Origin of the sequence: Pantoea sp. Ep11b (assembly GCF_040783975.1) — a bacterium.
In the GTDB taxonomy this organism is placed as follows: Bacteria; Pseudomonadota; Gammaproteobacteria; order Enterobacterales; family Enterobacteriaceae; genus Pantoea.
Genome location: NZ_CP160631.1, coordinates 1622474 through 1648274, shown reverse-complemented (window position 1 = coordinate 1648274; position 25801 = coordinate 1622474). Strand labels below are relative to the sequence as shown.

Sequence of the window (25801 nt, the reverse complement as noted above, 5' to 3'; positions counted from 1 at the left end):
CCTTAAACCGTCAACACCACGCAGCTGTCGCTTTCCCAGCAGAGACGTACTTCATCTCCCCAGGTCGGCAACCCTTTGCGATAGCGATGCGCGTTCTGCAACTGTGCGCTGATCATCTGTCCGCTGTGCAGACGAACATGGTAGATGGAAAGATCGCCGAGATAGGCGATATGCACCACTTCACCCACCGCAAAGTTACAGCCATCGGCAGGCACCTCTTCGCACAGCATCACTTTTTCCGGCCGCAGTGCGACATGCACCGGCACGTTATCCACCACGGAGACATCGGAGTCGACCTTCAGCGGATGCATCAGGCCGGGACTGTCGATCACCAGGCCATCCGCCTGACGTTCGCGCAGTAAGCCTTCGAAGACGTTCACGGAGCCGATGAACTCCGCACTGTAGCGGCTGGTCGGATGCTCATAGATCTCCTCCGGCTCGCCAATCTGCACGAACTTACCGCGATTCATAATCGCGATGCGGCCAGCCATCGTCATCGCCTCTTCCTGGTCATGGGTCACCATCACGCAGGTAGCGCCGACGCGCTCCAGAATATCGACCACTTCGAGCTGCATCCGGTCACGCAGTTTTTTATCCAGCGCGCCCATGGGTTCATCCAGCAGCAGCAGCTTAGGGCGTTTCGCCAGGCTGCGGGCCAGCGCCACACGCTGACGCTGTCCGCCGGAGAGCTGATGCGGTTTACGTTTCGCATACTCCTGCATGTGCACCAGCGCCAGCATTTCGGCGACGCGGCTGGCGATCTCCCCTTTCGGCAGCCGATCCTGCTTCAGACCAAAGGCGATATTCTGCTCCACGGTCATGTGGGGAAACAGGGCGTAGGACTGAAACATCATGTTAATCGGGCGCTGATAGGGCGCCACATGCGACAGATCCTGACCATCCAGCACAATCTGACCGCTGGTGGGCGGTTCAAAACCGGCCAGCATGCGCAGCAGGGTCGATTTTCCGCAGCCCGAGGCACCCAGCAGCGCGAAAATCTCACCTTTGTAGATGGTCAGGCTGACATCATCCACAGCGTGCTGGCCGTCAAAGGATTTGGTCAGGTTGCGAATTTCCAGCAGGGGCGTTAATGCCTTTGCGGTTTTATGGTGAGGACGGGGAATAGCATCGTTCACAAAGGGTTCTCTCCGGAGCCAGGCGGAACATGGCGGCAAAATCCGCCGCTAAAAATGGCACAACAGAGGCCGACACTGCGCCTCTGTTGCTGATGCGTGACAGGTCAATCCGCTCGGGACGAACTACTTACCACTTTTTACTTTAGTCCATGCGCGCGTACGCACACGATCCAGTTTTGGATCCTGGACTTTCAGCACAAACAATTTCGACATCGCTTCCGGCGTCGGGAAGATACCCGGATTGTTGCGGATGTCGGCGTTGATCAGCGGCAGCGAGGCTTTGTTGCCGTTGGCATAGTTCATTTTGTTAGAGACATCAGCGATCACTTTCGGATCCATGATGTAGTTGAGCCAGGCGTAGGCACCGTCCAGATTTTTCGCATCTTTCGGAATCGCCATCATGTCGAAGAAGGCCAGCGCCCCCTCTTTCGGCACGCTGTAACCCAGATGCACACCGTTTTTCGCGGCATCGGCACGGTTTTTCGCCTGCAGAATATCGCCTGACCAGCCGATCGCTACGCAGATGTTGCCGTTCGCCAGATCGTTAATGTACTGCGACGAATGGAAATAGCGGATATTCGGACGCAGCTTCAGCAGCAGATCCGTGGCCGCACCGGAATACTCTTTCGCATCGGAAGTGTTCGGATCTTTGCCGAGATAGTTGAGCACCGTAGCGAAGATCTCCTCTGGCGCATCCAGGAAGGAGACACCACAGCTTTTCAGCTTCTCCAGGTTTTCCGGCTTCAGCACCAGATCCCAGCTGTTGACCGGTGCATCCGCGCCCAGCGCGGCTTTCACCTTGTCGATGTTGTAGCCGATGCCGGTGGTGCCCCACAGATAAGGAATGGCATATTTGTTACCCGGATCGTGCTGCGCGACTTTTTCCATCAGCGCCGGATCGAGGTTTTTGTAGTTCGGCAGTTTGCTCTTATCCAGCGGCTGGAAGACGCCAGACTGCAGCTGACGCGCCAGGAAGCTGGAGGATGGCACCACCACATCGTAGCCGGTGCTGCCCGCCATGAGTTTGCCTTCCAGCACTTCGTTGGAGTCAAACACATCGTAGACCACTTTAATACCGGACTGCTTTTCGAAGTTCGGCACCGTGTCTGGCGAGATATAGTCGGACCAGTTGTAGACATGCAGCGTTTTATCTTCCGCCATGCTGCTGGCCGAGGTGGCCATCAGCGCAGCAGCTACCACAGCTGACAGCCATTTCTGACGTGAGTTGAACATATTTTCCATCCTCCTGAGCGGGTCATTACAACGCTGCAAATCAGAGATCCCTGCATTGCGTTCTGTACAAGACGTCAGTGACACAATGAATCATTATTCAGCGGGAGTTTAATAGCAAAAACCTATAGCCGGGGCGAAGTTACGCGCCTGTTACAGCCCCGCAAGCATAGCCCCCCCGGTCTGGCTGTACCAGACCCCAGCGTAAAAAACGCCTGAAACCGATATTTTATGCATGTTTGAGCTATGAGGTTCGGCTTTGATGGCATAAACCACGACAAATATCTGGCATTAAAGGGCAAAATGCAGAATAAAAAAAGGCGACGGCGGGCGGCGGGTATAAAAAAGCCGTCTCGTGGACGGCTGAGTGGATGACAGTGTCAGGCTTAGTGCAGCACGGAATGGACGCTGGTCACCGGAACGTGCTCCTCTTCTTCGCCGACAATCAGCAGATTGTTGGCAAAGGCTTCCAGGATCACCATAGAGATCTGCTCTTCGCTCTGTTTCATAAAGTGCGAGAACTGACCAAAGGTCAATCCGGCAGTCGTGACCATAGACTGACAGACAATGAGCTTCGGCAGATTGTCATCCTGAATGTCGATAAACGCTTTTACCGTCAGTGAACTGGCGTTGATTTGCGACAAATCGCCGACCAGCGGGATCAGCGCCGTCGGTTTCACTTCCGCCAGCGCCGAAAAGAGAATGACGTTGTCGACCAGATCGATTTTGGCGTCAAACACCCCATCGAAGTTTTGCATGTGTGGCAGATGAAGTGCCTGACAGGCATCGCATTCGAACCAGGTGATATTTTGCTGATCCAGCCAGCGACGCAACAGGTCGATATCCGGAACGACAAGAGAATCCATCGTAAAATCTCAGTGGGGTGATAAACAGGCGACTTAGCTTACGGAAAAATGCACGACGATGCCACGAAAACTACTGAAAAGCGCGTGTCAGCCAGCGGTTTTAGGACGGAGCCCGGGGATGGCCTGCTGCTCAATATGCGCAATCATCAGGCCGGCGATGTTCAGCTCACAGCAGTGCTCAATGCCTTCCAGACCAGGCGAAGCGTTAACTTCCATCACCAGCGGGCCACGACGGGCGCGCAGAATATCGACGCCCGCCACTTCCAGCCCGAGCGTTGCCGCCGCCTGCACAGCGATCTGCCGCTCCTGCTGCGTGATCGTTACCGGATGCGCCGTGCCACCACGATGCAGGTTTGAGCGAAAATCGCCCTCTTTCGCCACCCGTTCGATGGCGGCCACCACCTGATTGCCGATCACCAGACAGCGGATATCGCGCCCTTCAGCTTCTTTGATAAATTCCTGCACCAGGATATGCGCATTCAGGCCGCGAAAGGCATCGATCACGCTCTCCGCCGCCTGGCGGGTTTCCGCCAGTACGACGCCGATGCCCTGCGTGCCTTCGACCAGTTTAACCACCAGCGGCGCCCCGCCCACCATCGCGATCAGATCGTGGGTGTCATCGGGTGAAGAGGCAAAGCCGGTGACCGGCATGTCGATCCCCTCCCGCGCCAGCAGCTGAAGCGAGCGCAGCTTATCGCGGGTACGGGTAATGGCGGCGGACTCATTAAGCGGATAGCTGCCGCACATCTCAAACTGCCGCAGCACCGCCGCACCATAAAAGGTAATGGCGTTACCGATACGCGGGATCACCGCATCAAAATGGGCCAGCGGTTCACCCCGGTAGTGAACCGCCGGAGAGGCCGGGTTGATATTCATATAACAGGAGAGCGGATCAATGATCTGCACAGCATGGCCGCGCGCCGCCGCCTCGTCACGCAGTCGCCGACTGGAGTAGAGCGTCTCATCGCGTGACAGAATGGCTATCTTCATCTCCGCTCTCCGTTTCAGGCTTAACGTGTGGCCCAGCCTTGCTGATGCAGATAATCCAGCATGAACGGGCGCGTCTCTTTGATAATCAGGCGCTGGATCAGCTCGCTCCAGGTTTCGCTACGCTGGTTACTGTCGCGCTGCTGATAGTAGAGTTCGGTGCGGCTATCGTATTCTGCCAGCACCGCCGGATCCAGCGGATGATAGCGGTTCTCATGCACCAGCATCGCGTGCGGCATACGCGGTTTGACGTCCGGTTTTGACTCCGGGTGACCCAGGCAGAAGCCAAACAGCGGCAGAACAAATTTTGGCAGACCCAGCAGTTCGGTTACTTCCGCGATACTGTTGCGGATCCCGCCGATAAAGACGCCACCCAGCTCAAGGGATTCGGCGGCGACCATCGCATTCTGCGCCATCAGCGCGGTGTCCACGCAGCCCAGCAGCAGCTGCTCGGCACGGCCCAGCTGCGCATCCGGACAGATCTGCAGGTGACGATTGAAGTCAGCGCAGAAGATCCAGAACTCCGCCGCGTCCGCCACCCAGGTCTGGCCGCCGGTCAGGGGCACCAGCTTGTCGCGCAGGGCCTTATCGGTGATACGGACGATGGAAGAACACTGTAAAAAACTGGAGGTGGAGGCCGATTGCGCCGCAGTAATGATCGCCTCACGCTGCGCGTCGCTGACCGGCTGGTCAGTAAACGCACGGATAGAACGGTGGCTACACAGTAAATCGATGGTCGGTGTCATAAAATCTCCAGCAATATTATCTTTTTTTATCAATCTGATTGAACAGCTGTGGGGCGATCGCTTTCGCGGTGCGCCACATTAACAGCCAGGCCGCGGGCAACATCAGGAGCACGCCAGCCATAAACAGCACGGTGGCCAGCGTTCCGGCATCCATCTGACCGGGCAGCGGCAGCCAGTGATTGATCAGCAGCAGCGCGCCCAGGATGAGCAGGCCGCCAGCCGCCTCCAGCAGCAGCACAACACGCGGTAATCGGGCTACACTCTGCATCACAACCTCCTGCCTTCGCGGGTGACTGAGCGTCAATTATGGTCAACAACCCAAAAATTGCGCGGGATACGCCGCGCCGCGCGACGAAAAAGCATCAGATTCAGACGCTTCCTGATCGCACGGTCATAGCGAGCGGGCATCAGACTAACAGGCAATTCCTGCTTTCTTTAAGCGATACGAGCGGGCATCATGGTTGCCATTCTCTGTTTTGTTGTGTGATACCCATCACATAATAGCCGCTGTAAGGAGTTCTCAATGATTGCTGTAATTTTTGGCCGTCCCGGCTGTCCCTACTGTGTCCGTGCTCATGAACTGGCCGATAAACTGACGGCTGAACGTGATGATTTCAGCTACCAGTATGTTGATATTCAGGCGGAAGGCATCACCAAAGCCGATCTGGAAGCAAGCGCCGGTAAACCGGTCAGCACCGTGCCGCAGATTTTTGTGGATGAGAAGCATATCGGTGGCTATACCGAGTTTGCCGCCTGGACCAAAGAAAATCTGGGCTTTGTCGCGTAAGCCGTGATCTCAGAAACAGAAAAGGCGAGGCAGGAAATCCTGTCTCGCCTTTTTCTTTGTCCGCCGGAAATGAGCGGCAGCGATTAATGCAGTGACGCCATCACGATCTGCATCAGCCGTACCAGCAGAGCACCGCAGCCCGCCCAGAAGAGTGCACTCAGGCACCAGGCGAGCACAAAGAGTGGGCTGCTGTGAACAAACAGGCTGTTATTTAACAGCAGTGCGCCCAGCAACGTTCCCCACAACCCCATCATCAGCGTGCTTTTTAACGGGCTTTCCACCTGCAGCAGGGCCATTACGATGCCGGGTAACATAAAAAGCAGAAGTTCGGGCTGACCCCGAAGCGGGTCGGGACCGACCTGCCAGAAATGACAGGTAAAGACAAACACCAGACTGTACAGCACCACGCCGCACAGGCGGGTAGTCCAGAGATAAGAACGCTGCGGCATATCACCCCACTGAGAAAAAGTAATTCTGACAATAACCTGCTTGTTAACCCTGATGCGTTCAGATGGAAATAAAAAGAAACAGTTCGCCGTGGCAACGAAAAGAAAGAGCCAATGGCTGAGGATGATATTTGTGATTAGAATAGCGCCGCACTCAAGGTTCCCTTTGCAGTGCTGATACAACGGTTCCTCAACGGCCTGCTCACGATAGCGAAAAACAGGCCACTCTTCAACAGGTTACATGTAAACAAGAAGTTAAACAGTGAATATTAACGTCGCAGGATTGTTAAGCGGAAACGACATTTTGTTATTATTTGTCGTTTTAGCGCTCGGCCTCTGTCTGGGTAAGTTGCGCCTTGGTTCGGTTCAGTTGGGAAATTCAATTGGGGTATTAGTGGTTTCCCTGTTATTAGGCCAGCAGCACTTCACCATCAATACGGATGCCCTGAGTCTGGGCTTTATGCTGTTTATTTTTTGTGTAGGTGTGGAAGCCGGCCCTAACTTTTTTTCTATTTTCTTTCGCGACGGCAAAAACTATTTCATGCTCGCCATCGTCATGGTGGTCAGCGCGCTATTACTGGCGCTGGGACTGGGCAAACTTTTTGGCTGGGATATCGGCCTCACCGCGGGGATGCTGGCCGGGTCGATGACCTCTACGCCGGTGCTGGTCGGGGCGGGCGACACCCTGCGACAGAGCATCGGCGATCCGAAACAGCTCGGCATGATGCAGGATCAGCTGAGTCTCGGCTATGCCGTGACCTATCTGATCGGGCTGGTCAGCCTGATATTCGGCGCGCGCTACCTGCCCCGCCTGCAACATCAGGATCTCCCGACCTGCGCCCAGCAGATTGCCCGTGAGCGTGGCCTGGATGCCGACAGCCAGCGCAAAGTCTTCCTGCCGGTGATCCGCGCTTATCGTGTCGGCCCGGAGCTGGTGGCGTGGAGCGGCGGCAAAAACCTGCGCGAGCTGGGTATCTATCGTCAGACCGGCTGCTACATTGAGCGCATCCGCCGCAACGGGATTCTTGCCAGCCCCGACGGAGATGCGGTGTTGCAGCTCGGCGATGATATTTCGCTGGTCGGTTATCCCGATGCCCACGCCCGGCTTGACCCCAGCTTCCGCAACGGCAAAGAGGTGTTCGACCGCGACCTGCTGGATATGCGCATCGTCACCGAAGAGATCGTGGTGAAGAACCACAATGCGGTGAACAAGCGCCTGAGCAAGTTAAATCTCACCGATCACGGCTGCTTCCTGAACCGGGTTATCCGCAGTCAGATTGAGATGCCGATTGACGACAGCATCATGCTCAACAAAGGGGATGTGCTGCAGGTCAGCGGCGAGGCGCGACGGGTGAAAAGCGTGGCCGATCGCATCGGCTTTATCGCCATTCACAGTCAGATGACCGATCTGCTGGCCTTCTGCGCCTTCTTTATTGTCGGGCTGATGATTGGGCTGATTACGTTCCAGTTCAGCAACTTCAGTTTTGGTATCGGCAACGCGGCGGGCCTGCTGTTCGCCGGGATCATGCTCGGCTTCCTGCGCGCCAACCATCCGACCTTTGGCTATATTCCGCAGGGCGCCCTGACGATGGTTAAAGAGTTCGGCCTGATGGTATTTATGGCGGGCGTCGGCCTGAGTGCCGGCAGCGGCATTAATCACGGCATCAGCAGCGACGGTGCGCTGATGCTGCTGTGCGGGCTGCTGGTCAGCCTGGTGCCGGTGATCATCTGCTATCTGTTTGGGGCCTACGTGCTGCGGATGAACCGCGCCCTGCTGTTCGGCGCTATCATGGGCGCACGCACCTGCGCGCCCGCTATGGAGATCATCAGCGACACGGCGCGCAGTAATATTCCGGCGCTGGGCTATGCCGGAACCTATGCCATCGCCAATGTGTTACTGACGCTGGCAGGCACGCTGATTGTGATTATCTGGCCGATATTGCCCTTATAAAATTATTTTGACGGCGTCCAGAACTTTATTGTTAAGCCGCAGTCATAATAAGTGCCACTGCTTTTCTTTGAAAATCCCCAAATTGTGGAGCCCGCTGGTCTTTTTCCCGGCGGGTTTTTTTATGGCTTTTTTTCGCCGCCAGCCTGCGCTGACGCCGCCTGCTCCTCATCTTACTGTCTCTGAACCGTCATAAAACTTAAACCATTCCACAACTTCCCCCCAGATTAAGAGCCTTTCTATGGACGAACTGCGCCGTTAAAAGCAGGATGGATCGCTGTTTGATTAGCAATTTGTGCTGATTAATTGGGGGAGCGCGCTGTCGCCGATCGTTTTTGCCGTGGTTATCGGGCGGGCCGACGCCATGTCGTCCGCTGTCGTTAACCGCACTGCCTGCTGAGGAATTTATCCCGAAATGGAAGAGCTGAATCACGCCCTGTTTACTGCCATCAACGCCACACCAGCATCGCCTGCCTGGTTACTGCACCTGGCGACCTTTATTGCCAAAGATCTGATCGCTATCGTTCCGCTGTTAATCGTGGCGATGTGGCTCTGGGGCCCGCGCGATCAGGTCTCTTCACAGCGGGTGCTGGTCCTGAAAACCGGTATGGCGCTGATCTATGCGCTGGCAATCTCCTGGTGTGTCGGCCAGCTGTTACCGCATCCCCGCCCTTTCGCCATTGGTTTTGGTTATCAGTTCCTGCATCACGCTGCCGATGACTCCTATCCCAGCGATCACGGCACCACCATCTTTACCTTTGCGCTGGCCTTTATCTTCTGGCATCGCCTCTGGTCAGGTGTAGTGCTGATGGTGGTGGGTTGCGCGATCGCCTGGTCGCGGGTCTATCTGGGCGTGCACTGGCCAATGGATATGCTGGGCGGCTTCCTGGTGGGTCTGCTGAGCTGTCTGGCTTCGCATCTGGCGTGGCAGTTCTACGGCGAACGCCTGCTGGCGGTGATCAACCCGCTCTATCGGGCGCTGTTTGCCGTGCCGATTCGCAAAGGCTGGACGCAGAATTAAGAAAGGGACGCGATAGCGTCCCCCTGGATTGTCGGGAAAAGGGGCGTCATCTGGCGGTAAGGTGACGCCCGCACCGGAAATGGGATCAGGCTGGAAGGAGGCGAAAGTGCTGTTACTGTCGCAGGCCGCTTTCCTCATCTGACCCGATTACCTGCATAATAAACGCCTGCGCTGTTACCAGATTCTGATCGGGAAATTACACCGGTGCAGGGACGCCTCAGCGTCCCTGTTCACTTATGAGAACCACTTCCCGAACCAGCCGTTGAACTTCATCATCACGAAGTCAAACATCCGGCTGAAGAACCCCCCTTCCTGCACATCCTGCATCACCACCAGCGGCCGCTGTTCGATCGTCTTCCCATCCAGCTGGAAATCGATGGTGCCGACCACCTGATTTTTCTTCAGCGGCGCTTCCAGCTGCGGCGTAGTGAGTTTGTAGCTTGCCTTGAGGTTCTTCATCTGCCCTTTCGGGATGGTCAGCGCGGCATCTTTCGCCACGCCCAGATTGACCTGGCTGCGATCGCCGAACCAGACCCGCTGCTGCGCAAAAGGCGCATCGGCCTTAATCGGCGTCACGGTTTCATAGAAACGGAAGCCCCACGTCAGCAGCTTTTCGCTCTCCCGGAAGCGGATTGCATCGCTGGCGGTGCCCAGCACCACCGAGATCAGACGCATGTCGCCTTCGGTGGCCGACGCCACCAGGTTATTGCCCGCGCCGGAAGTATGCCCGGTTTTGACACCATCCACGTTGAGGTTGGTGCTCCACAGCAGACGGTTACGGTTAATCTGGCGGATTTTGTTGAAGGTAAACTCTTTCTCTTTGTTCAGCGCATACTCTTCGGGCACATCGCGGATCAGGGCCTGCGCAATCAGCGCCATGTCGCGCGCGGTGCTGTATTGCCCCTCGGCATCCAGACCGTGCACCGTCATAAAGTGGGTATTCTGCAGCCCCATCGCCTTCACGTAGTTATTCATCAGGCCGATAAAGGAGTCCTGGCTGCCCGCCACATAGTCCGCCAGCGCGATACAGGCGTCATTGCCGGACTGGATCACGATACCTTTATTCAGCTCGTGTACCGGGATGCGATCGCCCGGCTTGAGGAACATCAGCGAAGAGCCGCGCAGCTTAGGGTTGCCGGTAGCCCAGGCATCCTGACCGACGGTGACCATATCATCCGGCTTGATTTTGCCCGCCTTGATCGCCTGACCGACGACGTAGCTGGTCATCATTTTCGTCAGGCTGGCGGGGTCGAGACGCTGATCGGCGCTCGATTCGGTTAACACTTTGCCGCTGGCGTAGTCCATCAGGATCCACGCCTTCGCGTCGATGCCTGGCGCGGCGGGAGCCTGCTCAGCAAATACGCTGACGGGGGCAAGGATCAGTATGGAGGTGGCAGCGAGCTGCCGGAGGCGAGATGTAAAGCGAGTGTTTGTCATGGGTTTGGCCGGATTGTCCTTGTTGAAACGAAATTCCCGAGGCAGAAAATTCTTACTCAAACGCTAACCGTTGGCGGCGGCGAAAAAAACCGTCGAATCGTAAAGTTTTTTAAAGTTCGGTCGAATCAGCCTGACAGGGTCGCCGCTGCAGGGTACTCAGCCACCATAGTAGCGCCATCAGAACTGCGTGAAATTCCGATTTTTCGCAGAAGAGTTAAGCCCGTCACAATTTTCGGCTAACCTGAAAGCCACTCAGCCGAGGAGACCGACCATGGACTTAGCCCTTTTTGATCTCGATGAAACCCTGATTTGTGAAGACAGCACCAGTCTGTGGCTGCGCTGGCTGGTCTCACAGGGTTTCGCCCCCAGCGAACTGATCGATCAGGAACAGGCATTAATGAGTCACTATTATGCCGGTACGCTGTCGATTGAAGAGTATATGAACACAACCCTCTCCCCGCTGGCCGGTATGGCAACGCTGACCGTCGAAGGCTGGGTGCGCCGCTTTATCCATCGTGACATCCTGCCCCGCGTCTTCCCTGCCGCCCGTGAACGGATTGAGTGGCATCGCGCGCGCGGTGACAGAGTGATGATCATCTCCGCCAGCGGTGAACATCTGGTGGTGCCGATTGCGGAGAAACTGGGTGCCTGCGGCGCGCTGGCGATTGGCGTGGAGATCGTCGACGAACGCTACAGCGGCAACACTTACGGCACTATGACCTACAAACAGGGCAAAGTGACGCGGCTGGGCGACTGGAAAGCGCTGCAGCAGGATGAGATCTTCGATCGCACCTGGGCCTACAGCGATTCGATGAACGATCTGCCGCTGCTGGAGCAGGCCGACCACGCCCATGTCATCAACCCGGATGAACAACTGCATCAGGAAGCCGTTAACCGTGGATGGCAGGTCTGCCACTGGTCGCGCTGACCTGAAGTCTGCACTGGCAAACGGTCCGGGCAGGAAGCGCGCAAAACAGCCCGTCCTGCACGCAGGGAGGGTGAACACTGTCCGGCCCGGACTGACAGATAAAACAGGCGATTAGCCGCGTGACGCGCCAGCATCCTGCGCTAAACCCACCTTCAGCAGCTTACCATTGGCCTCATCGGTCAGCACATAGAGATACCCATCCGGCCCCTGTCGCACATCGCGGATCCGCGCCTTCTGATCGTCCAGCAGGCGCTGCTCCTCTACCACTTTTTCGCCGTTGAGCGTCAGCCTGATCAGGTTTTTCTCTTTTAACGCGCCGATAAACAGCGAGTTTTTCCACTGCGGAAAACGGGCGCTGTTGTAGAAGGCCATGCCGCTGATCGCGGGCGACACCTTCCAGTGCCAGAGAGGCTGTTCGGTGCCCGCAACGTGAGTGCCCTGCGACTCCGGCACCTTATCACCGCTGTAATCGATGCCGTAGGTTGCCAGTGGCCAGCCATAATTTTTTCCCCGGCCCATGATATTCACTTCATCGCCGCCGCGCGGGCCATGCTCACTCTCCCATATCATCCCGGTCCAGGGATTAAGCGCCAGCCCCTGCGGATTACGCAGGCCATACGCCCAGATCTCTGGCCGCGCACCACGCTGTTTCACAAACGGATTATCGTCCGGCACGCTGCCATCCGCGTTAAGCCGCAGTAGTTTGCCCTGCAGCTTATCGAGATCCTGCGCTGCGCTGCTGACGAAGTTGTCGCCAAAGGCGATCCAGAGGTAGCCCTGGGTATCAAATGCCAGCCGGGTGCCGATGTTATTGCCGCTGGAGAGCTGTGGCGTCTGACGGATCACCTCGCGGAAATCGTTAAGCCTGCGGTTATCCTGGCTCAGCGTGCCCACGCCGACCACCGCGCCCGCTTTGCCGTTGCTGTTCGCTTCGGTGTAGCTCAGCCAGACGTGACGACTGGTGGCGAAATCGGGTGCCAGCACCACATCCAGCAGGCCACTCTGCCGCTCTGCCCAGACCGCAGGCACGCCCCCGATCGGCTGCGACAGCCCCTCCTGCGGGTTCCAGCTGCGCAGCTGGCCGCTGCGTTCAGTAATCAGCAGGGTCTTATTATCGGGCAGGAAGGCAACCGACCATGGATGTTGTAACTTATCCTGCAATACCTCCACGTTGACGTCAGCGGCAAACAGCGGCGAGACGCAGAACAGCGTGCTGCCTAGCAGCAGGATAGTTGAAAGACGGGACATAGGGTTCTCCTGACGGGATAGCGTGCCCTTAAGCGTAGTCACGCGCCGTGCAGTGAACCTGAGGATTTACAAAAGATTAAACAGGAAGCCCGCTGCCGGTTGCAGCGGGCAAGAGGCACTATTCGAAGCAGGTGTCAGGGTTGTCAGACAGGGTGATGAACTGCTTGCCGCCCTGGGTCAGCGCCATAATGGTGCCGCTTTCGATATCGTAAACCCAGCCGTGCAGGCGCAGCTTGCCGTTACGCAGCGCAACGGAAACCGAAGGATGGGTTTTCATGTTGTTGAGCTGAGCGATAACGTTCTCTTTAACCATCTCGTTCAGCTTCTTCTCTGGCGAGTCATACTCACGCTGCTCGACCACGGCTTTCGCCGCATCAGCGTAGCGCAGCCAGTGCTCAACGGCAGGCATGGTATCCATGCAGGCGCAGGAGGCGATAGCGTTCATCGCGCCGCAGTTGGAGTGACCGCAGATAATGATGTCAGACACGCCCAGCGCCACCACGGCATATTCGATCGTGGCCGAGACACCGCCTGGCTCGGGACCAAAAGAGGGAACGATGTTGCCCGCATTGCGGATAACGAACAGCTCTCCTGGCTCCTGCTGCGTGACCAGTTCAGGCACCAGACGGCTGTCTGAACAGGAGATGAACAGCGCTTTCGGATTTTGATTTGACGCCAGGCTTTTGAAAAGATCCTTCCTTTCAGGAAACACATTCTGCTGGAAATTCAGAAATCCGTTGATGATCTCTTTCATTATTTAGCTCTCACATTATCCATTTCATTACCTGAGGGGCATAGCCCCCTCAGTGGGGTTAGCCGGTTTATTATTAATGAAAACAAGTGAATATCAACCCGCGTTTTTCAGTAAGCGCGAAAACGCCACGGCGGTCAGCGTTTCGCTTATCCGCCGTTCAGAGGCTTTCGCACCAATTTCTTTTTACAGCACCGCAGGTTACTGGACATGAGGGGATGCAATCCTGCCTCATCGCTCTCCCGGTCAGGTGACGGGCTTTTACGCGTTTTTTCACTACTTTACGCCGTGGAGGGTCGCAGGGGAACGTTTTATGCGCCACCCTGGCCCTGACAGCGTGGCTGGCTCAGACGGTCATGGGGGGCTGCGAAAAGAGGAGAATGCAGAGACGCACGGCCAGAGGCGTCGCGTGCACGGAGGAAAAGAGCCAGCCGGTTCCGCCGTTAGCCATACTGCTGCTGGTGCGCCTTCTTGCGGCGCAGGTAGTCCTCATCCTCACGCAGTCTGTCCCAGTAGCTTTTGAAAATTGCCGCCGCCGCCGCCTTCTCTTCGTTGACGCCGCGCGGCAGCTCCCTGCCGTCGGCATCATATTTTCGTCCCCCTTTATGGTTGCTGTAGCGGCGCGCTCGGGTGTAGCCCATCTGGATAAATTTGCGGGCCATATCCATGCCAACAAAATCATCCTGACGCCGGTACGCCTCAAACAGCGCCATGATCTTTTCTGCCGACGCTTCAGCAATGGGAACGGTACGAAATCGCCAGTGCGGCAGGATTTCGCTCTTATAGGGCTCGACCATCAGCACACCCTGCTCGCCACGCCCGACCTGATAACGTTCGGGATGCTGGCGGAAGTCGATCGTGCTGAAGTCCTGGTCATAATCAAAAGGTTTTATTGTCATCGTTTCAGTTTAGGATCAAGCGCGTCGCGCAGCCCGTCGCCGAGTAAATTAAATGCCAGAACAGTGAGGAAGATCGCCAGGCTGGGGAAAATGGCGACGTGCGGGGCGATCACCATGTCGGCCCGCGCCTCATTGAGCATCGCGCCCCACTCCGGCGTGGGCGGCTGCGCCCCCAGGCCGAGAAACGACAGGCTGGCCGCCGTAATAATCGAGGTGCCGACCCGCATGGTGAAATAGACCACGATCGGCGAGACGGTGCCGGGCAGGATATGGCGCATCAGAATGGTCCAGTCTGAGGCCCCGATACTGCGCGCCGACTCGATATAGGTCTGATGCTTCAGCACCAGCGTATTGCCGCGCACCAGACGGGCAAAGGCCGGGATACTGAAAATCGCGACCGCCACAATCACGTTGCTCATGCCGCTGCCCATGATCGCCACCACCGCAATCGCCAGCAGGATGCCGGGAAAGGCAAACAGCACGTCGCAGATGCGCATGGTGATGCGATCCCACCAGCCTTCGTAATAGCCTGCCAGTAGCCCGAACAGCGTGCCAATCAGCGCGCCGATCACCACCGAGAAGAAGCCGGCAATCAGGGAGATGCGCGTACCCACCAGCACCCGGCTGAAGATATCGCGCCCCAGTGAATCGACGCCAAACAGATGCATCAGCGACGGCCCGTCATTAAGCCGGTCATAATCGAAGTAGTTTTCTGCATCATAAGGGGCAATCCACGGCGCGATCACTGCCAGGACAATCAGCAGCAGGACAAAGGCTCCCGCCAGCATCGCCACCGGCTGACGCCTGAAGCGCCGCCAGAACTCACGCCACGGCGTACGCACCCGGTTCTCCGCGATGGGCGGCATCGTTTTCAGTGCCGCTTCACGTCGCCAGTTTTTCATCGCGACTCCTTAAAGCGAATAGCGGGGTTGATCACCGCATAGAGCATGTCGACAAACAGATTGATCAGAATAAACTCCAGCGAAAAGAGCAGCACTTCGGCCTGAATCACCGGATAGTCGCGCATCGCCACCGAGTCCACCAGCAGACGCCCCAGACCCGGCCAGTTAAACACCACTTCGACGACGATCGAGCCGCCCAGCAGAAAGCCGAACTGCAGCCCCATCATCGTCACCACCGGGATCATGGCGTTGCGCAGGCCATGTTTCACAACCACCAGCGACTCCCGGACCCCTTTGGCCCGGGCGGTACGCATATAATCTTCCTGCATCACCTCGACAAAGGCGGCGCGGGTAAAGCGCGCCATCACGGCCGCCACCGCCGCACCCAGGGTAATGGAGGGCAGGATGTAGTGCTGCCAGCTCTCCGCCCCGACGGTGGGCAGCCAGCCCAGCTCCACTGAGAAGACCTGCATCAGCAGCATCCCCAGCGCAAAGGCGGGAAAGGAGATGCCCGACACCGCCAGCGTCATGCCCAGCCGGTCAGGCCAGCGGTTACGCCAGACGGCGGAGATGATGCCGATAGCCATACCCAGGATCACAGCCCAGACCATGCTGGCCAGCGTCAGCCACAGAGTCGGCATAAAGCGTGTGGCGATCTCTTCGGCAACCGGCCGCTTCGAAACCATCGACTGACCAAAATCGCCCTGCAGCGCGTTCAGCATAAAGTGCCCGAACTGCTGCGGCAGCGGCAGATCCAGCCCCAGCTCCTGACGCACCAGCGCCACCACCGAGGCATCGGCTTCCGGTCCGGCAATCAGACGTGCCGGATCGCCCGGCAGCAGATGGACAAACAGGAACACCAGCACCGCCACAATCAGCAGCGTGGGGATCAGCCCTAAGAGCCGTTTGAGAAAATAGTTAAGCATGTAACATCCTGCAGCTGCGGCCAGCCACACGGGCTGGCCGGCTCCGTTACTTCAGAGTGGCCTCATCGAAATTGAATGAGGTATCGGGCATCACATAAAAACCACTGAGGTTTTTACTGTTGGCAGAAACCAGCTGTTCGACCACCAGCGGGATCCACGGATGGTCCTGCCAGATGGTGTCCTGTGCGTCTTTATAGAGGCGCGCTTTCTCTGCCCGGTCGGTGGTCTTCAGCGCATCGGCCAGATCTTTGTCGACCTTTGGATTGCTGTAAAACGCGGTATTAAAGATCGCCGGTGGCCAGGCCGCGGTCGCAAACAGCGGCGTCAGGGCCCAGTCCGCCTCACCGGTGGATGCAGACCAGCCGGTGTAGAACATCCGCACCCCGCTCTCTTTCTGGCCTTTGCCTTCCACTTCGGCGGCACGCTGACCTGCATCCATCGCCGTAACTTTTACCTTCACACCAATCTGCGCCAGCTGCTGCTGGGTGAACTGCAAGACTTTCTGCGCGGTGCTGTGGTTATGGGACGACCAGAGCGTCGTTTCAAAGCCATTCGGATAGCCCGCCTCTTTCAGCAGCGCCCGGGCTTTGGCCGGATCGTAGCTGATGGCCGGATAGGTCTGGGCAAAATCGATGGCGGGCGGCACGATGCCGGTGGCCGGCGTGGCGTAACCGGAGAAGGCCACTTTCGCCAGCGCCTGACGGTTGATGGCGTACTCCAGCGCTTCACGGACCTTTGGATTGTCGAACGGTTTCTGCGTCACGTTCAGGCTGATGTAGCGCTGCATAATGGACGGCGTGGTCACCACATCGAGCTTGCTGTTGCTCTCCAGACGCTTCGCCTGCTCATAGGGCACCGGGAAAGCAAAGTTCGCCTCACCAGTCTGCAGCATCGCGGCACGGGTGTTGTTGTCCACCACCGGACGCCAGGTGATGCTGTCCAGCTTCGGATAGCCTTTCTTCCAGTAGCCATCCCACTTCTTCACCTTAACGAAATCGGTCTGGTTCCAGGTGTCGAAAATAAACGGGCCGGTGCCCACCGGGTGGAAACCGATCTCTTTGCCATATTTCTTCAGCGCGGCAGGCGAAATCATCGCCGCCGCCGGATGCGCCAGGTTGTTGATAAAGGCAGAGAATGGCGTCTTCAGCGTCACCTTCACCGTGGTCGGATCCACCACTTCCGTGCTGGCGATATTTTTAAACAGGTTATAGCGCTTGAGGTGATTGTCCGGGTTGCTGGCGCGGTCGAGGTTGACCTTCACCGCCTCCGCGTTGAAGTCGGTGCCATCCTGGAATTTCACGCCCGGGCGCAATTTTATGGTGTAGGTCAGGCCATCAGGGCTCGCCTGATAACTCTCTGCCAGCACATTGGTCAGCTTCATCTCTTTATCGAAGCCAAACAGTCCCTGATAGAAAGATTTCGCCACCGCCTGCGACAGCGTGTCGTTGGCATCATAGGGGTCGAGGGTGGTGAAGCTGGAGGCCACGGCAATCACCGCATCCTGTGCTGCCCAGGCGGGCAGGGTCATTGCGCTCAACACGCCAGCCGCCACTACCCCTTTACGCATCGTCATCTGCATCTTGTTCTCCTGTAATCCCTGTCGGGTTGGTCGCCGGGGCGACATCGTCACTGTTCAGGTCGCGCTGATAACATGGCGGGCGACGAAATGGCCCGGAGCCACCTCTATCAGCGGCGCCACTTCAGGTTCATCCCCTAACGCATGGATCGGGCTGGGGATCTCATCGACCAGTAAGGCTCGTTCACGACGCCGGTGAGCCGGATCGGCTACCGGCACGGCCGCCATGAGTTTTCGGGTATAGGGGTGCTGAGGCCGCTCAAACACCGCCTGACGCGGCCCCATCTCGACAATCTGACCGAGATACATCACCGCCACGCGATGGCTGATACGCTCCACCACCGCCATATCGTGAGAAATAAACAGGAAGGCGATGCCCAGCTCACGCTGCAAATCGAGCATCAGATTAATAATCTGCGCCTGAATCGACACGTCCAGCGCGGAAACAGACTCATCAGCGATCACCACTTTCGGGTTCAGCGCCAGCGCGCGGGCAATACAGATGCGCTGACGCTGTCCGCCGGAAAATTCATGCGGATAGCGCTGAGCGTGCTCCGGCAGCAGTCCGACCTTCTCCAGCAGCGCGGCGACACGCTGTTCGGCCTCGCGGCGCGGCATCACCTTGTGTACCAGCAGCGGCTCCATAATCGAAAAGCCAACCGTCAGCCGCGGATCGAGAGAGGCGTAGGGATCCTGAAAAATAAACTGAATATCGCGCCGCAGGTGTGCCAGCGCCGCCCCTGAGAGGTGGTCTATCCGCTGTCCATCAAATGTCAGGGTGCCGCCCTGGCTGGCCACCAGCTTCAGCAGCGATCGTCCGGTGGTCGATTTACCACAGCCCGACTCCCCCACCAGCGCCAGCGTCTCACCGGCATAGAGATCAAAACTGACTTTTTCCACGGCGTGAACCCGGCTTTTTACGCGATTCAGCAGGCCGCCGCGAATATCAAAACGGGTGACCAGATCGCGCACCTGCAGGATGGGCGGCTGCTGGCGACGGACGGTGTCCTGAGGGGGCTCATCCGCCGCGTTGCCGTGCAGCAGCGGGAATCGGGCTGGCAGAGGCTGGCCCTGCATTGAGCCAAGCTTTGGCACCGCCGCCAGCAGCGCCCGGGTATAGGGCTGCTGCGGGGCGCTGAACAGATCGGCGACCGGGGCACTTTCGACTACGTCGCCGCGATACATCACCTGCACCCGATCCGCCATTTCGGCCACCACGCCCATATCGTGCGTGATGAAAATCACGCCCATCTGCATCTCTTTCTGCAGTACGCGAATAAGTTGCAGAATCTGCGCCTGAATCGTCACGTCGAGCGCGGTCGTCGGCTCGTCGGCAATCAGCAGCGCCGGTTTGCAGCAGAGCGCCATCGCGATCATCACGCGCTGGCGCATCCCGCCCGACAGCTGATGCGGAAAACGGGACAGGACACGCTGCGCATCGGGAATGCGCACCAGGTCCAGCATCCGGCGCGCCTCCGCCAGCGCCCCGGCGTGACTCAGCCCCTGATGCAGCCGGATTGATTCGGCGATCTGCTCGCCCACAGAGAAGACCGGATTCAGCGAGGTCATCGGCTCCTGAAAAATCATCGCCATGTCTGCGCCACGCACCCGCCGCATCTGAGCGGTAGAAGCCCGCATCAGATCCAGCACCTCGCCGTTGCGACGGCGCAGCCGGACATCGCCGCTGACGCTTCCGCCCGCCTGCTCAATCAGGCGCATCAGCGCCAGCGAGGTCACTGATTTCCCGGAACCGGACTCCCCCACCAGCGCCAGCGTTTCGCCGCGAAACAGATCGAGCGACAGGTGACGCACCGCGTCCGTCACGCTGCTTTCGTGCCGGAAGCGCACACTGAGATCGCGCACTGCCAGCACCTGATCCGGTGCCAGCGGCGGTAACGTTTGCCTGTCGCTCATCTCAGCTCCTTAATTTTCGCGATAGATAGCGACGTCCGCCGCTTCGCCGACCCGCGCCACGGCCCGGTACATGCCTTCACTGTTAAACGGCAGCGCCACGTTGCCAGCGCGATCCACGGCTATCAGCCCGCCGCTGCCGCCCAGTTCCAGCACGCTGTCATGAATGACATTGACGCTGGCCTGCTGCAGCGAGCGTCCGGCGTAGCGCATCTGCGCGGCAACATCGTAGGCGGCCAGCGTACGCATAAAGACTTCGCCCGTGCCGGTACAGGAGACGGCCACGCTGTCGTTGCTGGCATAGCAACCCGCACCCGGCAGGGGCGAGTCGCCGACCCGTCCGGCCTGCTTATTGGTCATGCCGCCCGTCGAGGTGGCTGCGGCGAGATTGCCCGCCAGATCCAGCGCCACCGCGCCGACGGTGCCAAACTTGAGGTCCGGGTCGAGTGGGTCATCGCTGTGCGCGACGCCATCGTGGTCCAGCACCGCAGCATCACTGTTCAGAGCGCGCTGTAACTGCTCCCGGCGCGCCGGCGTCGAGAAAAAGTCAGTCGCCACCGGCTCCAGTCCCTGTGCCAGGGCGAACTGCTCAGCGCCTTCGCCGATAAACAGCACATGCTCGCTGTGTTCCAGCACCGCGCGCGCCGCCAGCACCGGGTTACGCACCCGCGTGACGCCCGCGACCGCGCCCGCATTCTGCGTCCGGCCATCCATCACGCAGGCATCCAGTTCATGCGTGCCCTGATGCGTGAACACCGCGCCTTTTCCGGCGTTAAACAGCGGACACTCTTCAAGCAGACGCACCGCCTCAGTCACCGCATCAAGTGCGCTGCCGCCCTGCGCCAGGATCTGCTGCCCCTGGGTGACGATATCCTGTAACGCCTGACGAAATGCCTGCTCCTTTTCGGCGCTCATTGCTGAGCGCGTGATGGCACCTGCGCCCCCATGAATGGCGATCACTGCATTGACCATAAGGCTCTGTCCTGTGGTTGCATCCGGACGAAAAACACTGATTTAAAATGAGTTTCATCTTTTTTGGGTGGATTTTGACTATAGGAAGCCTGCTAAGTGTTGTAAAGCGGAAACTCTCCCCGGGGTTATAACCTTTTCTTACCATCCCGGTTATTTTTGCCATAACAACAGCGGCATCAGGCCGACACCGATGTGACTCAGCGGCCAATTCCCACCATAATAGGCAGCATCTGAAACCACCAGGCTGGACTGTTCATGGAAAGTTTTACCGCAGGTTTAATCTCCCTTGAGGAGGCGCAACAAAAAATGCTGTCACAGCTGACGCCCATCACTGACTCGCTCAGCGTGACGCTGGCGGAGGCCGCCGGCCGTATTACGGCCAGTGCCGTCACCTCCCCGATTGCTGTGCCACCCTTTGATAACTCCGCGATGGATGGTTACGCCGTCCGGCTGGCCGACGCCAGCAGCGGTCAGCCGCTCCCCGTGGCAGGAAAAGCCTTTGCCGGCGCTCCGTTCAGCGGTGAATGGCCAGCGGGCAGCGTGATCCGCATTATGACCGGCGCGCCGGTTCCCGCAGGCTGTGAAGCGGTGGTGATGCAGGAGCAGACCGAAACCGAGGGCAACGCGATTGTGATTACCGCCCCGGTGCGTCCGGGACAGAATATCCGCCTGACGGGTGACGATATTCAGCCCGGCAACGTGGTGCTGGCGGCGGGAACGCGCCTGGGCGCAGCAGAGCTGCCGCTGCTCGCCTCGCTCGGCATCGCCCAGGTCAGCGTGCTGCGAAAACTGCGGGTCGCGATTTTCTCCACCGGTGATGAACTCCGGCCGGTCGGTGAACCGCTGGCGGAAGGCGAGATTTACGACACCAACCGCTTTGCGGTGTCGCTGATGCTGCAGAAGCTGGGTTGCGACGTGATCGACATGGGCATCATCAAAGACGAACCCGCCGCGCTTCGCGCCGCGTTTAAAGAGGCGGATCGGCAGGCGGATGTGGTGATCAGCACCGGCGGCGTCTCCGTCGGTGAAGCGGATTTCACCAAAAGTATGCTGGAAGAGCTGGGCGCCATCAGCTTCTGGAAACTGGCGATCAAACCCGGTAAGCCCTTTGCCTTTGGCCGCCTCAGCAGCAGCTGGTTCTGCGGACTGCCGGGCAATCCGGTCTCTGCCGCCGTCACCTTCTATCAGCTGGTGCAGCCGCTGCTTGCCACCCTCACCGGCCAGCAGAAACCGGCTCTGCCGCCGCGTCAGAAAGTGCGCTGTGCCTCGCGCCTGAAAAAGTCACCCGGCCGGCTCGACTTCCAGCGCGGCATCCTGCGGCAGAACGCCCGGGGTGAACCGGAAGTGGAAACCACCGGAATGCAGGGTTCCCACGTCTTCAGCTCGTTCGCTCAGGCTAACTGCTTTATTGTGCTGGAACGGGATCGCGGCAACGTGGAACCGGGCGAGTGGGTGGAAGTAGAACCCTTCAACACCCTGCTGGAGGCGTAAATGCTGCCCGAACTCAGCGATGAGGAGATGCTGCGCTATAACCGGCAGATTGTCCTGCGCGGCTTCGATTTTGACGGGCAGGAGCGGCTGAAAGCGAGTCATGCCCTTATCGTCGGACTGGGTGGACTGGGCTGTGCCGCTGCGCCCTATCTGGCGGCGGCCGGTGTCGGCAACCTGACGCTGCTCGACTTTGACACCGTCTCGCACTCTAACCTGCAACGGCAGATCCTGCATCATGATGCCGATATCGGCCGTGCCAAAGTGGATTCAGCCGCGCAGAGTCTGGCCGCCATCAATCCCCACTGCCAGCTCAGTCCGATCAACGGGCAGCTGGACGATGCGGCTCTGCTGGCGCTGATTGCCCGACAGCAGGTGGTGCTGGACTGCACCGACAACGTTACGGTGCGCGAACAGCTTAACCGGCTCTGTCGTCAGCAGCAGGTTCCGCTGGTGTCCGGTGCGGCGATCAGGATGGAAGGTCAGATTAGCGTATTCAGCTGGCAGCCCGGCACCCCCTGCTATCGCTGCATCAGCCGCCTGTTTGGCGAGCAAACGCTGAGCTGCGTGGAAGCGGGGGTCATGGCGCCGCTGGTGGGTGTCGTCGGCGCGATGCAGGCGATGGAGGCGATTAAGGTGCTGACCGACTTTGGCTCACCCGCCACCAGCCGGTTGCTGATGTACGATGCCATGAGCGCGGAATTCCGCAGCATGAAGGTGGCGCAGGACGCGCACTGTGAAGTCTGTGGCAATGGGGCTTAACCTGCGTGGGCCCGGCCACAGGCGCAACTCAGGGATGGGATATGTCATCGCCCGCACTGCCCTTTTCAGCCAGCTCAATGTCCAAAGCCAGGGAAGCATACGCCTGAAGAAAAGCATAGCGGGCCAGGGATGGCGCTACTGCGTCTTTGCGGAAGGCGTATGCTTCCTGAAGCCCGCACAGGAGCAGCCGATTGCTCAGCCTGGGTCAACTAAACCGGGAAAAGCCTGTGCTGCCCCACTCATCAGCCCAAAAAAACGGGGTGGCCCGCGCCACCCCGTTTTCATCAGACGATGCCCTGACTCCGCAGGTAATCCTCATAATTACCGGTGAAGTCGATCACGCGATCCTCTTTCAGCTCGATCACGCGGGTTGCCAGCGAGCTGACAAACTCACGGTCGTGCGAAACAAAGATCAGCGTGCCTTCATACATCTCCAGCGCCATATTGAGCGATTCAATCGACTCCATATCGAGGTGGTTGGTCGGCTCATCCATAATCAGGATGTTCGGTTTTTCCATCATCAGCTTACCGAACAGCATACGACCCTTTTCACCACCCGACAGCACTTTCGCCGGCTTCTTAATATCGTCCTGGGAAAACAGCAGACGCCCCAGAATACCGCGAATGGTCTGCTCATCATCGCCGGGCTGCTTCCACTGACTCATCCAGTCAAATACCGTCAGGTCATTAGCAAAATCGTCGGCGTGATCCTGAGCGTAATAACCAATACGCGCATTCTCTGACCATTTAATGCTGCCGCTCTCCGGCGTAAGCTGACCCACCAGCGTTTTCAGCAGTGTCGATTTACCAATACCGTTCGCCCCGATGATCGCCAGCTTTTCACCCACTTCCAGCAGCAGATTTAAATTTTTAAACAGCGGACCATTATCAAACCCTTTGGTTATTCCTTCCACTTCCAGCGCATTACGGAACAATTTTTTGTCCTGCTCAAAGCGGATAAACGGGTTCTGACGACTGGAGGCTTTGACTTCATCCAGCTTAATTTTATCCATCTGTTTAGCGCGTGATGTCGCCTGACGTGATTTAGAGGCGTTGGCGCTAAAGCGGCTGACAAACGATTGCAGGTCGGCAATCTGCGCTTTTTTCTTGGCGTTATCGGCTAACAGACGTTCACGCGCCTGGGTCGCCGCGGTCATATATTCGTCATAATTACCGGAATAGACGCGCAGCTCGCCATAATCCAAATCGGCCATGTGCGTGCAGACCATATTAAGGAAGTGACGGTCATGCGAAATGATAATCATGGTGCTGTCACGCTCGTTCAGCACCTGCTCCAGCCAGCGAATGGTATCGATATCCAGGTTGTTCGTCGGTTCATCGAGTAACAAAATATCGGGATTCGAAAACAGCGCCTGCGCCAGAAGCACACGTAATTTAAAGCCCGGCGCAATTTCACTCATCGGGCCATAATGCTGCTCAACCGGAATGCCCACGCCGAGTAATAACTCACCGGCGCGAGACTCGGCACTGTAGCCATCCATCTCACCGTAAAGCGCCTCCAGATCGCCAACCTTATATCCCTCTTCTTCGCTCATCTCCGGCAGAGAATAGATACGGTCGCGCTCCTGCTTCACTTCCCATAATTCATGGTGACCCATGATAACGGTGTCGAGAACGCTGAACTCTTCGAAGGCGAACTGATCCTGACGCAGCTTACCAATGCGTTCATTGGGATCGTAAGAGACGTTGCCGCCTGTCGGCACCAGATCGCCACCCAAAATCTTCATGAAGGTGGATTTTCCGCTGCCGTTCGCACCGATTAAACCGTAACGATTACCGCCGCCAAATTTAACGGAGATATTTTCGAACAGTGGCTTGCTGCCAAACTGCATGGTGATATTGCTGCTAACTAACACGGCATTGACCTTTGTGAAGAAATGGATGAAAAAACGGCGGCTATTATGCCAGATGTGACGCAGCGCACGCCAGCGCCAGGCGTGGATTCCTCGCGGGGCGATTGATATCCCGGCAGAAATAAAAAAGCCGGGAGGCCATTGTGGCCCCCCGGCTCCCGCTTACAAGGATTGTGTCGATCAATCGATCAGGAAACTTTCCAGGGTTTTGCCGGAATCCAGCGCTTTTTTAATCGCTGCCGGGGTACGGCCCTGACCCGTCCAGGATTTCTGCTCACCGTTTTCGTCGGTGTAAGAATATTTAGCCGGACGCGGCGCACGCTTGGTACGTTTTTTTCCGCTTTCCAGCGCGCCTAATAATTCATTAGGGTCGATGCCGTCAGCCAGCAGCATTTCGCGATATTTCGACAGCTTTTCTTCTTTTTCGCGATTCTGCGTCTCTTCCGCTTCTGCTTCTTCACGGCGTTCAGTAACAACGACGGTTAATTTTTCCAGGATCTCTTCGAGATCGGTAAGTGGAAGTTCACGAGCCTGGGCACGTAATGTGCGAATATTGTTCAGAACCTTAAATGCGTCACTCATCACAATGTCCTTGATTAAGGGAGGTTAATAAAACTGTAGCGCCAAGACTACCTAATTCAAATAAAAAAATAAATTATTTTTACGCTACAGATAATTCTTAACTATTAATTGCGCTGAAACAGGACTATTAAAATCGCGCTGGCCTGACGTTTTATTAACGGCTAATTAACAACGAACTGCGTTTCTGCTCCGGGATTGAAAACGATTTCAGCCTCTTTATCCCGCCTGCGGGTCTTAAAACGGCGTGGCAAAAAGCGGGCTGCGCAGCCAGAATATTTCGTGCAACGGCCCGGTCTGCACCGATAAAAAAAGCGTAGCAAACGCGATCTCAGTCACAATACCTTACATATTATGCTTAAAAAACCGCCCCCGCTGCCG

At 57.6% G+C, this 25801-nt stretch carries 24 protein-coding genes; 6 read left to right on the top strand and 18 right to left on the bottom strand.

Annotation, left to right across the window (positions count from 1 at the left end; genetic code table 11):
* Positions 1-2: 2 nt before the first annotated feature.
* The 6 genes from potG to AB1748_RS07715 all read right to left on the bottom strand — a co-directional run bounded on the left by potG (position 3) and on the right by AB1748_RS07715 (position 5233).
* The gene (gene potG / locus AB1748_RS07740) at positions 3-1136 is read right to left on the bottom strand and encodes a putrescine ABC transporter ATP-binding subunit PotG (protein WP_111141218.1); all 1134 of its coding nucleotides are present in this window, start codon (positions 1134-1136) and stop codon (positions 3-5) included.
* A gap of 123 nt (positions 1137-1259) precedes the next feature.
* On the bottom strand, positions 1260-2369 hold the full coding sequence (gene potF / locus AB1748_RS07735) for a spermidine/putrescine ABC transporter substrate-binding protein PotF (protein WP_111141237.1): 1110 nt from the start codon (positions 2367-2369) through the stop codon (positions 1260-1262).
* 383 nt (positions 2370-2752) lie between these two features.
* Positions 2753-3232 carry a YbjN domain-containing protein gene (locus AB1748_RS07730; protein ID WP_111141217.1) on the bottom strand — a complete coding sequence of 160 codons (480 nt, stop codon included), beginning with the start codon at positions 3230-3232 and terminating at the stop codon, positions 2753-2755.
* 87 nt (positions 3233-3319) lie between these two features.
* Positions 3320-4222: a 30S ribosomal protein S6--L-glutamate ligase gene (gene rimK, locus AB1748_RS07725; RefSeq protein ID WP_111141216.1), complete on the bottom strand. Its 903-nt coding sequence runs from the start codon at positions 4220-4222 to the stop codon at positions 3320-3322.
* A gap of 20 nt (positions 4223-4242) precedes the next feature.
* Positions 4243-4965 (bottom strand): oxygen-insensitive NADPH nitroreductase, encoded by a 723-nt coding sequence (gene nfsA, locus AB1748_RS07720; protein WP_111141215.1) that lies wholly within the window; start codon positions 4963-4965, stop codon positions 4243-4245.
* A gap of 16 nt (positions 4966-4981) precedes the next feature.
* Positions 4982-5233, bottom strand: coding sequence for a DUF1418 family protein (locus AB1748_RS07715; RefSeq protein ID WP_293773851.1), 252 nt, complete (start codon positions 5231-5233; stop codon positions 4982-4984).
* A 255-nt stretch (positions 5234-5488) separates the two neighbouring features.
* On the opposite strand from AB1748_RS07715, the gene AB1748_RS07710 reads away from it, so the two are divergent.
* A complete protein-coding gene (locus tag AB1748_RS07710) occupies positions 5489-5752 on the top strand; it encodes a GrxA family glutaredoxin (RefSeq protein WP_111141213.1) in 264 nt (87 codons plus the stop codon).
* Positions 5753-5835: 83 nt separating this feature from the next.
* Here the strand turns inward: AB1748_RS07710 and ybjM are convergent, their stop codons facing one another.
* Positions 5836-6201, bottom strand: coding sequence for an inner membrane protein YbjM (gene ybjM / locus AB1748_RS07705; RefSeq protein ID WP_367396206.1), 366 nt, complete (start codon positions 6199-6201; stop codon positions 5836-5838).
* A gap of 259 nt (positions 6202-6460) precedes the next feature.
* On the opposite strand from ybjM, the gene AB1748_RS07700 reads away from it, so the two are divergent.
* Positions 6461-8149, top strand: coding sequence for an aspartate:alanine antiporter (locus AB1748_RS07700; protein ID WP_293773849.1), 1689 nt, complete (start codon positions 6461-6463; stop codon positions 8147-8149).
* 412 nt (positions 8150-8561) lie between these two features.
* Complete coding sequence (gene ybjG / locus AB1748_RS07695) at positions 8562-9167, top strand: undecaprenyl-diphosphate phosphatase (protein ID WP_111141210.1); 606 nt, start codon at positions 8562-8564, stop codon at positions 9165-9167.
* Between the two features lie 234 nt (positions 9168-9401).
* Here the strand turns inward: ybjG and AB1748_RS07690 are convergent, their stop codons facing one another.
* Positions 9402-10604: a serine hydrolase gene (locus AB1748_RS07690; RefSeq protein ID WP_367396205.1), complete on the bottom strand. Its 1203-nt coding sequence runs from the start codon at positions 10602-10604 to the stop codon at positions 9402-9404.
* Positions 10605-10875: 271 nt separating this feature from the next.
* On the opposite strand from AB1748_RS07690, the gene AB1748_RS07685 reads away from it, so the two are divergent.
* Positions 10876-11532: an HAD family phosphatase gene (locus AB1748_RS07685; protein WP_293773845.1), complete on the top strand. Its 657-nt coding sequence runs from the start codon at positions 10876-10878 to the stop codon at positions 11530-11532.
* Between the two features lie 111 nt (positions 11533-11643).
* Here the strand turns inward: AB1748_RS07685 and AB1748_RS07680 are convergent, their stop codons facing one another.
* The 8 genes from AB1748_RS07680 to AB1748_RS07645 all read right to left on the bottom strand — a co-directional run bounded on the left by AB1748_RS07680 (position 11644) and on the right by AB1748_RS07645 (position 20717).
* Positions 11644-12780 carry a PQQ-dependent sugar dehydrogenase gene (locus tag AB1748_RS07680; RefSeq protein WP_367396204.1) on the bottom strand — a complete coding sequence of 379 codons (1137 nt, stop codon included), beginning with the start codon at positions 12778-12780 and terminating at the stop codon, positions 11644-11646.
* Between the two features lie 118 nt (positions 12781-12898).
* Complete coding sequence (locus AB1748_RS07675; protein WP_128085280.1) at positions 12899-13534, bottom strand: carbonic anhydrase; 636 nt, start codon at positions 13532-13534, stop codon at positions 12899-12901.
* Positions 13535-13974: 440 nt separating this feature from the next.
* Entirely contained in the window at positions 13975-14424 is a 450-nt protein-coding gene (locus tag AB1748_RS07670) for a DUF4385 domain-containing protein (RefSeq protein ID WP_111140580.1), read from the bottom strand.
* Between the two features lie 2 nt (positions 14425-14426).
* Entirely contained in the window at positions 14427-15332 is a 906-nt protein-coding gene (gsiD, locus tag AB1748_RS07665) for a glutathione ABC transporter permease GsiD (RefSeq protein ID WP_111140550.1), read from the bottom strand.
* Positions 15329-16258, bottom strand: coding sequence for a glutathione ABC transporter permease GsiC (gene gsiC / locus AB1748_RS07660; protein ID WP_111140551.1), 930 nt, complete (start codon positions 16256-16258; stop codon positions 15329-15331). The genes gsiD and gsiC overlap by 4 nt, the downstream gene beginning before the upstream one ends.
* 46 nt (positions 16259-16304) lie before the next feature.
* Positions 16305-17837: a glutathione ABC transporter substrate-binding protein GsiB gene (gsiB, locus tag AB1748_RS07655; protein ID WP_293773840.1), complete on the bottom strand. Its 1533-nt coding sequence runs from the start codon at positions 17835-17837 to the stop codon at positions 16305-16307.
* A gap of 54 nt (positions 17838-17891) precedes the next feature.
* Positions 17892-19748, bottom strand: a complete 1857-nt coding sequence (locus AB1748_RS07650) for a dipeptide ABC transporter ATP-binding protein (RefSeq protein WP_293773838.1) — start codon at positions 19746-19748, stop codon at positions 17892-17894.
* Positions 19749-19757: 9 nt separating this feature from the next.
* The gene (locus AB1748_RS07645; protein ID WP_293773836.1) at positions 19758-20717 is read right to left on the bottom strand and encodes an isoaspartyl peptidase/L-asparaginase family protein; all 960 of its coding nucleotides are present in this window, start codon (positions 20715-20717) and stop codon (positions 19758-19760) included.
* A 255-nt stretch (positions 20718-20972) separates the two neighbouring features.
* On the opposite strand from AB1748_RS07645, the gene moeA reads away from it, so the two are divergent.
* Positions 20973-22208: a molybdopterin molybdotransferase MoeA gene (moeA, locus tag AB1748_RS07640; RefSeq protein WP_293773834.1), complete on the top strand. Its 1236-nt coding sequence runs from the start codon at positions 20973-20975 to the stop codon at positions 22206-22208.
* Positions 22209-22967, top strand: a complete 759-nt coding sequence (moeB, locus tag AB1748_RS07635; RefSeq protein WP_111140556.1) for a molybdopterin-synthase adenylyltransferase MoeB — start codon at positions 22209-22211, stop codon at positions 22965-22967.
* Positions 22968-23251: 284 nt separating this feature from the next.
* On the opposite strand, the gene AB1748_RS07630 is transcribed toward moeB, so the two are convergent.
* Both AB1748_RS07630 and AB1748_RS07625 read right to left on the bottom strand, forming a co-directional pair.
* A complete protein-coding gene (locus AB1748_RS07630) occupies positions 23252-24844 on the bottom strand; it encodes an ABC-F family ATPase (RefSeq protein ID WP_111140557.1) in 1593 nt (530 codons plus the stop codon).
* A 177-nt stretch (positions 24845-25021) separates the two neighbouring features.
* Positions 25022-25423, bottom strand: a complete 402-nt coding sequence (locus AB1748_RS07625) for an H-NS family nucleoid-associated regulatory protein (protein WP_111140558.1) — start codon at positions 25421-25423, stop codon at positions 25022-25024.
* Between the last annotated feature and the right edge of the window lie 378 nt (positions 25424-25801).

Excerpts from the sequence above, each read along its gene's own strand:
- AB1748_RS07645 (WP_293773836.1), bottom strand. The coding sequence starts at position 20,717 with ATGGTCAATGCAGTGATCGCCATTCATGGGGGCGCAGGTGCCATCACG.
- AB1748_RS07675 (WP_128085280.1), bottom strand. The coding sequence starts at position 13,534 with ATGAAAGAGATCATCAACGGATTTCTGAATTTCCAGCAGAATGTGTTT.
- moeB (WP_111140556.1), top strand. The coding sequence starts at position 22,209 with ATGCTGCCCGAACTCAGCGATGAGGAGATGCTGCGCTATAACCGGCAG.
- rimK (WP_111141216.1), bottom strand. The coding sequence starts at position 4,222 with ATGAAGATAGCCATTCTGTCACGCGATGAGACGCTCTACTCCAGTCGG.
- potF (WP_111141237.1), bottom strand. The coding sequence starts at position 2,369 with ATGTTCAACTCACGTCAGAAATGGCTGTCAGCTGTGGTAGCTGCTGCG.
- AB1748_RS07680 (WP_367396204.1), bottom strand. The coding sequence starts at position 12,780 with ATGTCCCGTCTTTCAACTATCCTGCTGCTAGGCAGCACGCTGTTCTGC.
- AB1748_RS07650 (WP_293773838.1), bottom strand. The coding sequence starts at position 19,748 with ATGAGCGACAGGCAAACGTTACCGCCGCTGGCACCGGATCAGGTGCTG.
- AB1748_RS07710 (WP_111141213.1), top strand. The coding sequence starts at position 5,489 with ATGATTGCTGTAATTTTTGGCCGTCCCGGCTGTCCCTACTGTGTCCGT.
- AB1748_RS07625 (WP_111140558.1), bottom strand. The coding sequence starts at position 25,423 with ATGAGTGACGCATTTAAGGTTCTGAACAATATTCGCACATTACGTGCC.
- nfsA (WP_111141215.1), bottom strand. The coding sequence starts at position 4,965 with ATGACACCGACCATCGATTTACTGTGTAGCCACCGTTCTATCCGTGCG.
- ybjM (WP_367396206.1), bottom strand. The coding sequence starts at position 6,201 with ATGCCGCAGCGTTCTTATCTCTGGACTACCCGCCTGTGCGGCGTGGTG.
- gsiC (WP_111140551.1), bottom strand. The coding sequence starts at position 16,258 with ATGCTTAACTATTTTCTCAAACGGCTCTTAGGGCTGATCCCCACGCTG.
- gsiD (WP_111140550.1), bottom strand. The coding sequence starts at position 15,332 with ATGAAAAACTGGCGACGTGAAGCGGCACTGAAAACGATGCCGCCCATC.
- gsiB (WP_293773840.1), bottom strand. The coding sequence starts at position 17,837 with ATGCAGATGACGATGCGTAAAGGGGTAGTGGCGGCTGGCGTGTTGAGC.
- AB1748_RS07690 (WP_367396205.1), bottom strand. The coding sequence starts at position 10,604 with ATGACAAACACTCGCTTTACATCTCGCCTCCGGCAGCTCGCTGCCACC.
- moeA (WP_293773834.1), top strand. The coding sequence starts at position 20,973 with ATGGAAAGTTTTACCGCAGGTTTAATCTCCCTTGAGGAGGCGCAACAA.
- AB1748_RS07715 (WP_293773851.1), bottom strand. The coding sequence starts at position 5,233 with ATGCAGAGTGTAGCCCGATTACCGCGTGTTGTGCTGCTGCTGGAGGCG.
- AB1748_RS07730 (WP_111141217.1), bottom strand. The coding sequence starts at position 3,232 with ATGGATTCTCTTGTCGTTCCGGATATCGACCTGTTGCGTCGCTGGCTG.
- AB1748_RS07685 (WP_293773845.1), top strand. The coding sequence starts at position 10,876 with ATGGACTTAGCCCTTTTTGATCTCGATGAAACCCTGATTTGTGAAGAC.
- ybjG (WP_111141210.1), top strand. The coding sequence starts at position 8,562 with ATGGAAGAGCTGAATCACGCCCTGTTTACTGCCATCAACGCCACACCA.